Genomic DNA, 13,164 nt, shown 5'->3' on the forward strand with positions numbered 1-13,164 from the left:
TATTTGATCATGATTTCTGTGCTGATCGTGCTACAATATAAATCCATACGTACGTATTGAAAAGAGGTTTTTCTAAATGGGACGTCAACGAACAATCGATAGAGAAAAATTACTTGATGCTGCTGAAGACATTGTTCTACAGCAAGGCGCTACAGCGCTCACTATCGACGCAGTCGCCAAAGCAATGGGGATTTCCAAAGGCGGTGTTCAGTACTGTTTTGGCAATAAAGATGCCTTAATCGATGCAATGTTTGAGCGTTGGGGCCAGTCCTATGATGAAATTTTCAATCAAAAAATTGAACAAGATAACTCCCCTGAAGGGCAAATTTTTGCGCATATGCAAGCGACCCACCAGCACGACAAAGTCTCGATGGCAAAAGGCGCTTCTTTAATGGCATCCTTATTACAAACCCCTGAATATCTGGAAAGTACGCGTATTTGGTACCGTGAACGGCTTGCTAAGTTAGACACCTCAACAGAAAAAGGTAAACAGGCCAGAATTGTTTTTCTAGCCACTGAAGGCGCTTTTATGCTGCGCTATATGGGATTCATGGAAATTGATGATAATGAATGGCAATCTATATTTAGTGATTTAGAAAATTTATTAAAAGGGTAGATTTAGTCTCTTTTTTTGATATCGATAATAACTCCACTCCAATAAACTAAAAATAAGAAATAAAATGGAGATGATTTAAAATGAAAGTAAATGAATTAAAATTACTTATAGAGACAAATAAAAACAATAATTTTATTAATAATAAGAAACCATTTATCTATAATATAAAAGAAAAACCCATTAACACTGACTGTGTAGCTTCATTAAAGAAGAAGTTTGAAGAGTTAGATAGAAAAACAAACAGTTTTAAAAAAACACAACCGAATAAACCACAAAACCATATAAAAAAAGAATTATTAGAATACGACAATTACGCTTTTGGAAATGATTTAACGAAAAAAAACCTTTACTTTATTTATAGTTCACCAGACTCAAAAAAAATAGAGCTAATACACAATCATAATGAGAACAAAATAAATAGTAACAATGCAATTTTTATCAATATGTTTAGTTTATTAAAAAATGAAACTGATGGTTCCATATATAAAATATATGACTTCATCATTAAAATTGCAAATAAAAATAAAGAATTATCAACAAATCATAGCCAATTTACTCATATCATAACCTTAGAAAATGGGAGGGATGTATTAATAGAAAAATATAAAAAACAAAGTAAATATTCATGTTATTAAAAATAAAAGATAAACCCGGAAAATGTAGATTTCCGGGCTATTTTTATTATCTATATTACGAATTTATTTTTCTAAGGTGCTTATATATGGTCGCTGAGCTAATCCCTAATTCGACAGACACAATTTTATGCGCAGCAGAAAATTCAAACATACCACAGTCATGGAGTTCTTTAATGATTTCAAAGTTTTTATTTTTACTTGGAATGTTTTTATTTAAATAGATCGTATTTTTAATGGGTTCAAGATGATCCATAATTAATTTATTAACATCTTGCGAAAAGTTTTCATTTTTAGAATTGTTCCCCCCGCCCATCAAATCAACCATCGCATTCATTGGCATATCTAATGCCCAATTCATACATACCATACCAATCGGCTGGTTATCTAAATTCACAATTAAGGTTGAAGAAGAGCGAAATGGACGAATACTTTTAGTATTAAAATACACTTCCCAAGATGAATGATTCTTTTTAAAACCAGCCAATTTCTCAAGCGCAATATTCGTTGCAGGAGCTCCAAGTGTTCTCCCTGTTAGATGCCCATTAGCAATGTGGATCACAGAACTGTGTAAATCTTCAAAACTATGCAAAACAACTTCGCAATATGGCCCCAAAAACTCACCGAGACACTCAATCATAGGGGTGTATGACTGCAATAATTTTCGATCTTGCTCAGTAAAAACATAATTAATATTCATATCCATACTCAACAATCCACTTAGTAAATTCCCATAACTTTAATAAATTAGAGTAAATTTTTCAATACTTAATCCATAAAAACACACCTTAGTATAATTTTTTTATACTTAGTCAAAAAATTGACAATAATCACGGAAGGGAAAATATGATTGTGATTTAATCATCAGCGTCAAGATAACAACCAAAGGAACCAATAATGATTATTTCAACTGAAAATGCCCCTAAAGCCATCGGCCCTTATTCCCAAGCCCGAAAAGTTGGCAATAGCGTTTATATCTCGGGCTGCTGCCCTTTCCATCATGAAGATGGCTCTGTCGTTGGTGCCGACATCACCACACAAACAAATCAAGTCATGAAAAACCTAAAAGCCGTTGTTGAAGCCGCGGGATATTCTATGGATGACGTGGTCAAAACCACCTGCTTCATCAGTGATATGAATAATTTCGTTACCTTTAATGGTGTCTATCAATCCTATTTCTCTGAAGGTATCTACCCCGCTCGTTCCTGTGTAGAAGTTTCTCGCCTTCCAAAAGACGTATTAATAGAAGTTGAAGCGATCGTTTTGAAGCAATAAACGCTAAATATAATAATTAAGGCGGATTTATGAATAAGTGGATAAGACTCAGTTTTCTCATTCTTGGTGCTGGTACTATTTTTAAATTATCCAGTATGAAAGATGTTTTTTACGTTCCTATGCAGCAAGATTGGGGACTAACAAATGCCCAAATTGGCTTTGGTTTTACGGTTTACACTATTGTTCAAACCATTGGTCTATTCTCATCACTATATATTGCAGATAGATTCTCGAAAAAAATCCTTCTACCCGTAGGGTTAATTGGGGTTGGGCTTTGTGGTGCGTACTTATCCACTCTTCCGCCATTTACCGGTTATCTCATATCCTTTGCCGTCATGGCATTGTTTGCAGATGTTATTTATTGGCCAGTACTACTTAAAGCCGTGCGCTTACTCGGTGATAAAAAAGAACAAGGCCGCCTATTTGGTTTCCTTGAGGCTGGACGCGGTATTGTAGACGTAATTATTGCTTCCGGTGCATTGTATGTCTTTGTCCTGTTCGGTGAAGGCAAAGAAGGTATGCAAGCTGGGTTAATGTTCTACACCATTGTGACCGTGGTTATTGGGGTTATCACTTATTTCATCGTTAGCGATGATGACAAAAAAGTTGCAGACAATTCATCAGAGGCAAATAAGCAAGTTATTGAAGGGATAAAAAGTGTCATTAAATGTCCTAACTTATGGCTTGCATCGATGACTATTTTCTTTATCTATGCATCATATTGTGGATTAACTTACTTCATCCCATTCTTGAAAGATATCTATGCGTTACCCATTGCATTAGTGGGTGCCTACGGGATCATCAACCAATATGCTCTAAAAATGGTAGGAGGCCCTATTGGTGGTTTCTTATCGGACAAAGTATTTAAATCACCTACTAAGTTCTTACAGTTCACCTGCTTATTATCTGCCGTCGCAATGGGTTTATTCATGATGTTACCTCATGAAAATATGAATGTTTATCTCGGTATGGCGGCAACATTAGGCTTCGGAGCTATTATTTTTAGCCAGAGAGCTATTTTCTTCGCCCCGATGGAAGAAATTGGGACTAAACGTGAGTATGCAGGTTCTGCAATGGCATTTGCTTGTATTCTTGGTTATATGCCTGCGATGTTTGCTTACGCGATTTATGGCTCTTTCCTAGATAACTACCCTGGTATAACTGGCTATAACTTTGTTTTTGGCATGATGATCATGTTTAGCTTGTTAGGTTTCGTGACCGCTAAAATTTTAACTAAACGTATAAAACAACGCGAAATCAATGCAGCAACAGAAAATGAATAGAATTGACATTACAGGTGAAAAAATGAATAACATCGAAGCACAAAAAATTATTGATCGTATTGATTCAATGCCACTGTACCTCCACGCTTATGCCTTCCATTTAAATATGAGAAAAGAGCGTATTTTACCCGATGACTTATTAGAAATAGCGAAAAAGCATCATTTAACAGGCGCTAAGATTCATGTTGAAGATGGTGAAACTAAAGCCCTAAAAACCATGAGTGATGCACAACTAGAGGCTTTTGGACAAAAAGCAAAGGAATATAACCTCGACTTAAAAATTGAAACGAGTTCTTCTGCCGCCAATGCAATTGATGAAGCCGTACACATTGCACTAAAAACACGTGCTAGCTCTATTCGCTTTTACCCTCGCTACGAAGGGAATCTTCAAGATGTACTTAAGAAAGTCAAAGCTGATATCCAGTATATCAAAGAAACTCATGAGCACACGGGCCTGAAGTTTGTTATCGAGCAACATGAAGATCTAAAAAGCCATGAACTTAATCAATTAGTCGAAGACGCTGATTTCCCTAATTTTTCATTGCTGTTTGATTTCGGCAATATGTTCAATGCTAATGAACTACCGTTAGAAGCTTTTGATAAAATGAAAGGCAATATCACTCAGGTCCATATGAAAGATGCCGTTCGCCTTCCTGAAGGAAAAGGATTTGGTCACAAAGCGAGCCTTTCAGGTGAAGGCGAAGTACCTTTCAAAGAATTAGTTAAAAAACTAATTTGCTTGGGTGATGAAAAACCACAAGTCATATCCTTTGGCTTAGAAGAAGAAGTTGACTATTACGCACCTGCTTTTCGCTTTGATGATGAAGGGGATAACCCATGGATCCCATATCGTGGCGCAAGTGAAACGCCAATGCCAACAGAAGGGCTCGATGAGCGTTTAGAAAAAGAATTCAACGACGCTATGAACCAGCTTAAATTTGTGCAGAATATCGCGAATCAGCTAAAGCAAGAAGCACTCGCAGTCCTCAATAAATAACGACCCCATGACTCAATAAAAAACCGGTACAGCAGCGTCTGTTGTACCGGTCATCATGTGGGCGGACAAAATAGTTGGGAACTGGGAGGGGTGGAAATGGAGTTTTTAAGGATTATTTAGGGAAGAGTGACAAAATAGATGGGAACTGGGTGTAGCGTCGTAAGCTAATACGAAAATTAAAAATGACAAAATAGTTTGGAACTAGATTTCACTTATCTGGTTAACTAATCTAGCTAACCTGCCGCTCAGCTTAGTACGATCCTATATCCAACTGATCATAATCCTTTCATCAGTATCCCAAATTAAATCCCCCTCCTAGACTGCCTCACCAACACTTTACAGTGATCCCGTATTTCCGGACAGGTGATTGATTTTTTTCGCTTGTACAGGTGTTAAGCCACAGTTATCTTGATGTGGACATTATGCATTGTAATAGCCCATTAACATGCGCTAAGAGCATAAATTAATATACAGTAACAAGCATTACGAGGTGCTAATGTTTGGAAAGCAGCCTCTTCCAACTACAATAATAAGTTAACTATCCTCCACCCACAAATAATTACAAATGACCCCTTTCCGCTATAACTCCGATCTCACCAGCGGCTCGCTACAAACCCGAGAGTGTCGCATTATTACTGGCTTGTTACTCCAAGAGCTTGATGAAGCTGCCTGGGATAAAGCCATGTATAAGGAAAATGTGCTTCAGAAACGCACGCAATCTACGGTAAGACGTATTTCTTCAGCGCTTAGAAAACGCCTAGAACACCTAAGCTCTGACTTTTGGGCTTTTGCGTTTTTATGTTAGGCATTGTCTGGCAACTGGAGGAAGTGTAATGACCATGAATGGTCACTGTGATTGACAGTATCTTGCTTAAACTTATCTGAACAATGGTAGAACTGGCTCATATTTATCCCCTCTATGATTGTTTATCTTTTTCACCATAAAAAGTATCAGGGGCTACTCAGGGCTACATAAAGATATTTATCTACTTTTACTGATTGATAAGTAGCATCAGTCCATCCGCAGGACTGGTGGTGCCGGCAAAATGCTGACCCAACACATGCGTATAGATTTGCGTGGTCTTAACATCGTTATGCCCTAAGAGTTCTTGCACAGTGCGAATATCACGCCCCGCTTGTAATAGATGCGTAGCAAACGAGTGACGAAATGTATGACAAGTGACACGCTTGCTAACGATGCCTGCTTTTTGTACGGCTGCCTTCAATGCCTTTCGCGCAACGGAGTCATGCAGATGATGGCGGCATAATTTGCCGTTATACGGGTGGTTGCAGAGCGTGCTGGAGGGAAAGACAAACATCCACGCCGCTTGTCGATAAGCAGAAGGGTATTTGTGATCTAAAGCAAAAGGCAGCGATGGCCCTACGCCTTGTAAGTTGTCGTCTTGCTGAATAAGCCGCGCTTGCTCAATGAGTTATTTTATTGCTGGGATTAGGCGCGTGGGCAGTAGGCTGTTTCTGCTTTTCCCACCCTTACCGTCATGCACAGTGATGCAGCCATTATCAAAATCAAAATCTTTAACCCGCAAACGCAAGCATTCATTAATGCGCAAACCTGCACCATACAGCAGCGTAAAAATAACTTGGTTGCGAGTATCCATAACCTGCAAAATGCGTTGCACTTCATTTGCAGAGATAACAGAGGGTAGCCGTCTAGGCTTGCTTGCAGGGATATAATCAATATCGCCCAACGGCTGTTGTAAAAACCTGTTGTACAAAAAAGCTAGGGCATTTAAAGCGATTTTCTGCGTGTTTATGGCTACATGTCTGCTGTTTGCTAAGCTGGATAAAAACAGCCTGACCTCTTCACTGCCCATGGTCTGAGGATGACGTTTTTTGTGAAACAGAATAAAACGCTTAATCCAGTGCAGGTAAGTTTTTTCAGTTTTCAGCGCATAACCTTTTTGTCGCATATCCGTGCGTATAGAATTTAAAAATGGACTGTTAGACATAAAACGCTCCTTGTCTTGCAACTGTCTGCCTATACAGCCTATTCTAGCTGGGATTTAAAAAAGTGCCTGTTTTTTACGCCTAGAGATGCTTGTTTACCGGTAGAGTTTTAATTTAATGCTAAATAAATTAAAATGTTATGAGTTCTTTGGGTGAGATAATGTGCATCGTGCAAGCAGGATAGACGGCATGCACGATTTGTAATAACAGAGTGTCTTGTATTTTTAAAGAAAGTCTATTTAATACAAGTGATTATATTAATTAACGGTAAGCATCAGCGGGTGACAAAACGAGCATGCTTACTAATAAAATGTTAACCTCTGAGGAAGAATTGTGAAACTATCACTAATGGTAGCTATATCGAAGAATGGAGTTATCGGGAATGGCCCTGATATTCCATGGAGTGCCAAAGGTGAACAGCTCCTGTTTAAAGCTATTACCTATAACCAATGGCTGTTGGTTGGACGCAAGACTTTTGAATCAATGGGAGCATTACCCAACCGAAAGTATGCGGTCGTAACACGTTCAAGTTTTACATCTGACAATGAGAACGTATTGATCTTTCCATCAATTAAAGATGCTTTAACCAACCTAAAGAAAATAACGGATCATGTCATTGTTTCAGGTGGTGGGGAGATATACAAAAGCCTGATCGATCAAGTAGATACACTACATATATCTACAATAGACATCGAGCCGGAAGGTGATGTTTACTTTCCTGAAATCCCCAGCAATTTTAGGCCAGTTTTTACCCAAGACTTCGCCTCTAACATAAATTATAGTTACCAAATCTGGCAAAAGGGTTAACAAGTGGCAGCAACGGATTCGCAAACCTGTCACGCCTTTTGTGCCAAAAGCCGCGCCAGGTTTGCGATCCGCTGTGCCAGGCGTTAGGCTCTCAGGAGAACAAAGGCATGGGCATCATTTCGCGATTGTTTGGCGGCAAAAGCAAACCGCAGTATGACAATAAGCCACCAATTTACGGCGGCGACGGGCTGACAGATCGTTCTCCGGCAATAGTCAACTGCGCGAGCATGGGGATGGCTCAAGCGCTCATCGACGGGTTTATTTCGGAAAGGTGCGGGGAAGGTTCCGAACGGGGAATCGAGTTTACGCTTAAATCCCCAGACAACTCTGAAAAGCTAATCAAAATGATCTGCGTCACTGCTCCGGATGGTTCCGAGCACAAGTTCTACTTCGATCTATCGCGTCCGGTTGCTGTCGCAATGAAAATGAGCGGGCTATGACGCACAATTACCATGAGCACAACAAGTCAATGCCGCGGACGGCGTACCGCCGCTGATTTTCAGCGTTAGTTTTCAAAATGTCTGATAGAGGTCTGGATAAAGGCGGCGGAATGCAAGATATATTTGAATATGCGGCGGCTGACCTAGGGTTATCGAGAATGGATTTTGCCGAGCTGAAAGCTGGCCTCGCGGGCTTGGGCTTCCCCGGGGGTGAGCGGCACTATCAGGCTTTACCTGAACATTTGAAAGAGCATGAAATTGGCCTTTTAATGCGCCAATACATCGAGACCGGCAATACTGATCTCATCGAACAGGCCGCGAAAAAGCTCTTTAATTATCACCCAAAATGGTCGCTATGGCTGATGCATTAGGACCTAACAATTCGCTATTGTCGGACAATTTCTCCACCGCTTCGCGGCTACAAAATTGCCGCAAAGCTCTGCGTTAGGCGTCATATGAAGATTTCGGTGATCCCTGAGCAGGTGGCGGAAACATTGGATGCTGAGAACCATTTCATTGTTCGTGAAGTGTTCGATGTGCACCTATCCGACCAAGGCTTTGAACTATCTACCAGAAGTGTGAGCCCCTACCGGAAGGATTACATCTCGGATGATGACTCTGATGAAGACTCTGCTTGCTATGGCGCATTCATCGACCAAGAGCTTGTCGGGAAGATTGAACTCAACTCAACATGGAACGATCTAGCCTCTATCGAACACATTGTTGTGTCGCACACGCACCGAGGCAAAGGAGTCGCGCACAGTCTCATCGAATTTGCGAAAAAGTGGGCACTAAGCAGACAGCTCCTTGGCATACGATTAGAGACACAAACGAACAATGTACCTGCCTGCAATTTGTACGCAAAATGTGGCTTTACTCTCGGCGGCATTGACCTGTTCACGTATAAAACTAGACCTCAAGTCTCGAACGAAACAGCGATGTACTGGTACTGGTTCTCGGGAGCACAGGATGACGCCTAACAATTCATTCAAGCCGACACCGCTTCGCGGCGCGGCTTAATTCAGGAGTTAGAGAGCTGGGGAAGACTATGCGCGATCTGTTGAAGGTGGTTCTAAGCCTCGTACTTGCGATGGCATCGGGGCAGGCACTTGCTGACCTGCCAATTGTTTTAGTGGATGAAGCTCGTCTTCCCTATGACTACTCCCCATCCAACTACGACATTTCTCCAAGCAACTACGACAACTCCATAAGCAATTACGACAATAGTCCATCAAATTACGACAACTCTGAGAGCAACTACGATAATAGTTCATCCAATTACGACAATAGTCGCAACGGAAATCGTAGGCTTATATATAGCGCAAATGGGTCTCGCACTTTCGCCGGCTACTACGTCATTGCCAACAATGGGACAACGAACTTCTTTTCCACATCTGGCAAAAGGATGTTCTACACCCCAAAAGGGGGGCGCGGCGTCTATGGCGGCAAAGATGGGAGCTTCTGCGGGGCATTGGTCGTCATAAATGGCCAATTTTCGCTTGCCCTGACAGATAACGGCCTGAAGATCATGTATCTAAGCAACTAGCCTGCTCTCTAATAAAATGTTAGGCCTCAACATCTAGTCGCAAGCTGAGGGGAACCACTAGTGTCATACGAACCTCCAAGAGACGGTTACACAAACGGGTACATTGTTGATGTCATGTATGACAATCGCCCAAGTAAGTATCCAGCTGTGTTCAGAACGTACGTCCGAATTCCAGACTATGTCGAACTAGATAACGCGGAGGAGCTGGCCGACGCAATCATTCGAGAGGTTGAGTTAAAGGAGGCATGGCTCACAAGGGTCTTGGGGAACTCAGCCGATCCTGACGCTTCTGTGGGCAAGTGGGACCGGCGCCTAGCGCAGTGCGGTGGTATTGATGAGATGTCAAGTGGGGTGCAGGCAACATACTTCAGTCCAAACGGTCAGCTGGTCGGCTTAGTGGCATACATTGATGCCGAATGGATGGATGAATAGCTCTGACGTTACGATTCAGGTGAGACAACCAGATGGGCATTGCGTACAAGCTCAGTTGCCACCGATGTGGCTACGAGTCTGATCTTCTTTACCTAGGCCAAGGTATGGCGATGCTTCCTGAGCAAATAGTCGGAACGTGCACATGCTGCGACAATCTAACGACGATTTCTATAAATGAAAGCTACGGAGTATGCTCACTTTGTGGGGCTAAGGATCGTGTGATATTTACAAGCTATCAGCATGAGGCAAGGCCAAGAAATCCCTGCTATCTAGAGAGAAGTTTCAAATATCAATGCCCAAGATGCCATGCCTTCAGTATGGAGCCTCCGGATCTACCGGAGATGCTTTGGGACTAATGCTCCGCTTTGCCTCGGGTATCCGTTCGACCTATGTTTAAGAGGAAACGCACGTGTCTGCCGCCAAAGCTCTTGCCTATGCACTTTGTGACAAGTTGGAAAGCAAAAAAGTTGATGAAGTCGTACGAAATCTTGTTTCTAGCGGCTGGAATATTAGGGAAGTGGCCTGGGAAGCTTCGTCCTTTGATCATGAAATGCCCTACTTTGACACGGGGCGGGACTTCGATATTGGATTTCCTGACACGCTGTCATCCAAGATTGAGTTTTTGACCGCGAATGGATCAATCGTCCAAGCACGTGCTCGCCTGCACTTCAAGCAGGCTCTAATTTTTGCCAAGGCGTCCAAACATGTCGCCGCGCTCAAGAACTCATTGGATTACTACTATGGATCGTCTGTAATCCCCCCTCAAAACCACGGAGGCTATTTGTAGAAAATTCCATTAATATGAACTCAAGGTGTTCCCTACGGACGAATCAGCGATGAAGGTGGTGTACCTGGCTATCCAGGCGGCGACCAAGAAATGGACGATGCCGATCCGCAACTGGAAGCCGGCCATGAACCGTTTTATGATCGAATTTGGTGACCGTTTAAATGGCCACCTTTAACTGACCGGCAAAAGCACTTACACAAAAGGGTTTACAGGCTCTTTCAGTCATTCCTTTAATGCGTAAATTGCTCTCTAACCACTCTCTCAGCCCACCCTTCCATATCCTCTCTCGATACTTGCAGCTCCCCCAACCCCTTTGGATGATTCACCCCTCTATGCCCGTCTTGTCCATATAATTGATCAAACAAACTATTTGGCCAATTCAATGAGCTCTTCACCACTCCACGCCGTATCTTTTCAAAATCATTCCGCCATGTTTCGCTATCAACGCCACTCAACACTTTGGTAGAAAGCATTTTCACCCCATCCGATGCATCCACCTCTAGCAATACAAATTCACTGCCATTACGTTGCACCCCAACGGCTTTAATCACTCTTGGTGAGCCATCTTTACACAGATGTAATCGGCTACGCCCAACTTTTGGCAAAACCAAGGTTTCTTCAAAAAGCACCCGACATGCAAATTTAGTTTTTAGAATTGAAAGTAGCTCATCAAAAGCAGCAAATCGATTAGCAAAAATAGAGTTGTAATTGGTTGCATCCTGCTTCCCACCCACATCTGCCGCTGCTAGGACACCACCTAAGTGTGGCTCATCAGTACTAACCAAATTACTATTTTCACTTGTTGTTGCTTCTTCTTTTTCTAAAATAGTTTGGCTACTTTTTCTTGCCCTGCGAGATTTTTCAATTCGACTAGGTCTACTAAAACTTATCCATGTCGGCTCAGCCTCTATGACTCGTGTGTCTGTGTCTATATTGGCTGTTTCCTCATCGTCCAACTGTAGATGCTCATCATCAACAACTGACTCTGTTGAAACCGCTATGTGCTGCGTACTACCATCACCTGCCTCCTTTTCCTGAAAAGAGGCATGGCTAATAGCTGTTGTGCTAGGAAGCATAGCGTTGATTTCTAAACCTACTATTTCCTCAACTAAATAATCCTTATCCTCGTTAGAAGAACGTCCTTTTACATGTAATTTCCAACCCTGCATGGGCGGAGGGTCAAAGCTAAAGCACCAGCTTTCAACGCCGTTCTTAATTTCTCTATTTTGTTGATAGTGCCTAAAAATACTTTCATACGAATCCATAACATCTTGATCCGAAAACAACCAAACCAAAAGCTGCACTACGGCCGACTGCTCTAACGCCCCTTTAGGAAACGATGAACTGGGTAAGATCCTTATCTCTAAATGATCTCGCTCAACCTCATACTGAACGTCGAACTCTTGCTGTAAAGCGGTACTGCTCAAACAGCTTCGACAGAAATAGGAGTTAATTAAAAATAATGACCGAGCTAGCTCTAACTGTGGGATGTGATAACGAGTCTTGCTATATGGTGTTTCAGCTTCGTAAATAAATGAACTCTGCGCTCCATCCTTGTTGCGTACGGAAGCAAAGGACGAGAGATTAGGAAAATCGATTATTTTGGCTCGTTGAAGATCCGATGCTTCAAACTCAATCACACGATCCGCCTTATTTATTTGCTTTGTTGTACTGTTAACCACCTTAGCTCGACTTAATAAAGGCAAATGAGTAAATCGAGTCCATTTCCGTTCTTGCATTGGATTAAACCAAACAAAAATACGCCACTCCTTATGACCCGAGTTACGGAATAAATGACCAATATGTACAACCTGCACATTGTCATTAAATGTAGCTAGCCTAACCACTCACTCTTCCCCATAAACCATTTCCAAGAATCTTTGTGCTTCCTCAGTTATCCGCTCTTTAGATAACGTTGCACTTCTTAATAATCGCCAGCGCCTAAGCTCAACATCTTCCTGTTTAAGCTTAATAAAAGCTTGGCTAATCCGTCTAATTTGATAATCTTCCACACTCTCTGAGTAACGCTTTAAGCAAAGCGCTACCAAAGGCAGTTTCTGTAGATTTTTTGCAAGAGAGGTTCCGTTAGGAGTTTGCTTTAACAGCCAGCTCGATGTCGCTCTTGGGTGATCAAGGCTACTATCTAGACGCTTTATGATTCTTAATAGTTGTCGTACAGCAATTCGATCTCTTTGGTTCCAATCAACTCTAGGGGCGGGTGCCAGACGCTCTTGTTGATGCTGTTGATTCCAGTGAACTAGCCAATCCCTGTCATGTCGGTAAAGCCAAGCGTATAGCACCCCACCCTCTAAAGACTGTCTTGCCGCCTTAATTCCTTGGTATTTATGCACTAGTTGCTGCCAGTCTTTATGCTTAACAGT

General features: G+C 41.8%; 16 protein-coding genes and 2 pseudogenes. 14 read left to right on the forward strand and 4 right to left on the reverse strand.

The window, feature by feature from the left end; translation table 11 throughout:
* The first annotated feature begins 76 nt into the window (after positions 1 to 76).
* A complete protein-coding gene (locus PSF67_RS12360) occupies positions 77 to 616 on the forward strand; it encodes a TetR/AcrR family transcriptional regulator (RefSeq protein WP_272530938.1) in 540 nt (179 codons plus the stop codon).
* Positions 617 to 696: 80 nt separating this feature from the next.
* Positions 697 to 1,251, forward strand: coding sequence for a hypothetical protein (locus tag PSF67_RS12365; protein ID WP_272677010.1), 555 nt, complete (start codon positions 697 to 699; stop codon positions 1,249 to 1,251).
* A 55-nt stretch (positions 1,252 to 1,306) separates the two neighbouring features.
* Here PSF67_RS12365 and PSF67_RS12370 read toward each other — a convergent pair whose 3' ends face one another.
* Positions 1,307 to 1,954: a helix-turn-helix transcriptional regulator gene (locus PSF67_RS12370; protein ID WP_166267206.1), complete on the reverse strand. Its 648-nt coding sequence runs from the start codon at positions 1,952 to 1,954 to the stop codon at positions 1,307 to 1,309.
* A 191-nt stretch (positions 1,955 to 2,145) separates the two neighbouring features.
* Here PSF67_RS12370 and PSF67_RS12375 point away from each other — a divergent pair, with 191 nt between their 5' ends.
* The 4 genes from PSF67_RS12375 to PSF67_RS12390 all read left to right on the forward strand — a co-directional run bounded on the left by PSF67_RS12375 (position 2,146) and on the right by PSF67_RS12390 (position 5,608).
* On the forward strand, positions 2,146 to 2,523 hold the full coding sequence (locus PSF67_RS12375) for a RidA family protein (RefSeq protein WP_166267208.1): 378 nt from the start codon (positions 2,146 to 2,148) through the stop codon (positions 2,521 to 2,523).
* Positions 2,524 to 2,552: 29 nt separating this feature from the next.
* Positions 2,553 to 3,806, forward strand: a complete 1,254-nt coding sequence (locus tag PSF67_RS12380; RefSeq protein WP_125893818.1) for an MFS transporter — start codon at positions 2,553 to 2,555, stop codon at positions 3,804 to 3,806.
* Between the two features lie 22 nt (positions 3,807 to 3,828).
* Positions 3,829 to 4,803, forward strand: a complete 975-nt coding sequence (locus tag PSF67_RS12385) for a sugar phosphate isomerase/epimerase family protein (protein WP_166267210.1) — start codon at positions 3,829 to 3,831, stop codon at positions 4,801 to 4,803.
* A gap of 565 nt (positions 4,804 to 5,368) precedes the next feature.
* Complete coding sequence (locus PSF67_RS12390; RefSeq protein ID WP_001353740.1) at positions 5,369 to 5,608, forward strand: BrxA family protein; 240 nt, start codon at positions 5,369 to 5,371, stop codon at positions 5,606 to 5,608.
* A 187-nt stretch (positions 5,609 to 5,795) separates the two neighbouring features.
* Here the strand turns inward: PSF67_RS12390 and intI2 are convergent.
* Positions 5,796 to 6,773, reverse strand: a pseudogene (gene intI2 / locus PSF67_RS12395) (class 2 integron integrase IntI2).
* Between the two features lie 331 nt (positions 6,774 to 7,104).
* On the opposite strand from intI2, the gene dfrA1 reads away from it, so the two are divergent.
* The 8 genes and pseudogenes from dfrA1 to PSF67_RS12435 form a co-directional block, all read left to right on the forward strand.
* Positions 7,105 to 7,578, forward strand: coding sequence for a trimethoprim-resistant dihydrofolate reductase DfrA1 (gene dfrA1, locus PSF67_RS12400; RefSeq protein WP_000777554.1), 474 nt, complete (start codon positions 7,105 to 7,107; stop codon positions 7,576 to 7,578).
* Positions 7,579 to 7,685: 107 nt separating this feature from the next.
* Complete coding sequence (locus PSF67_RS12405) at positions 7,686 to 8,018, forward strand: hypothetical protein (RefSeq protein ID WP_182488290.1); 333 nt, start codon at positions 7,686 to 7,688, stop codon at positions 8,016 to 8,018.
* Between the two features lie 110 nt (positions 8,019 to 8,128).
* Entirely contained in the window at positions 8,129 to 8,389 is a 261-nt protein-coding gene (locus PSF67_RS12410) for a hypothetical protein (protein ID WP_182488291.1), read from the forward strand.
* A gap of 84 nt (positions 8,390 to 8,473) precedes the next feature.
* Complete coding sequence (sat2, locus tag PSF67_RS12415) at positions 8,474 to 8,998, forward strand: streptothricin N-acetyltransferase Sat2 (protein WP_000704156.1); 525 nt, start codon at positions 8,474 to 8,476, stop codon at positions 8,996 to 8,998.
* A 68-nt stretch (positions 8,999 to 9,066) separates the two neighbouring features.
* The gene (locus tag PSF67_RS12420) at positions 9,067 to 9,564 is read left to right on the forward strand and encodes a hypothetical protein (RefSeq protein WP_001444089.1); all 498 of its coding nucleotides are present in this window, start codon (positions 9,067 to 9,069) and stop codon (positions 9,562 to 9,564) included.
* Positions 9,565 to 9,855: 291 nt separating this feature from the next.
* Positions 9,856 to 9,996 (forward strand): hypothetical protein, encoded by a 141-nt coding sequence (locus PSF67_RS22095; RefSeq protein WP_425326962.1) that lies wholly within the window; start codon positions 9,856 to 9,858, stop codon positions 9,994 to 9,996.
* A 409-nt stretch (positions 9,997 to 10,405) separates the two neighbouring features.
* Positions 10,406 to 10,783, forward strand: a complete 378-nt coding sequence (locus PSF67_RS12430; protein WP_001271300.1) for a hypothetical protein — start codon at positions 10,406 to 10,408, stop codon at positions 10,781 to 10,783.
* Positions 10,784 to 10,805: 22 nt separating this feature from the next.
* Positions 10,806 to 10,958 (forward strand): annotated as a pseudogene (locus PSF67_RS12435) (IS256 family transposase); the annotation flags it as partial.
* 55 nt (positions 10,959 to 11,013) lie between these two features.
* On the opposite strand, the gene PSF67_RS12440 reads toward PSF67_RS12435, so the two are convergent.
* Positions 11,014 to 12,630, reverse strand: a complete 1,617-nt coding sequence (locus PSF67_RS12440; protein ID WP_000251879.1) for a Tn7-like element transposition protein TnsE — start codon at positions 12,628 to 12,630, stop codon at positions 11,014 to 11,016.
* Positions 12,631 to 13,164: TnsD family Tn7-like transposition protein (locus PSF67_RS12445; RefSeq protein WP_272677011.1), on the reverse strand; the 534-nt coding region annotated here is incomplete at its 5' end. It abuts the gene before it with no gap.

The organism is Providencia sp. PROV076, from assembly GCF_028483405.1.
Lineage (GTDB): Bacteria > Pseudomonadota > Gammaproteobacteria > Enterobacterales > Enterobacteriaceae > Providencia > Providencia huaxiensis.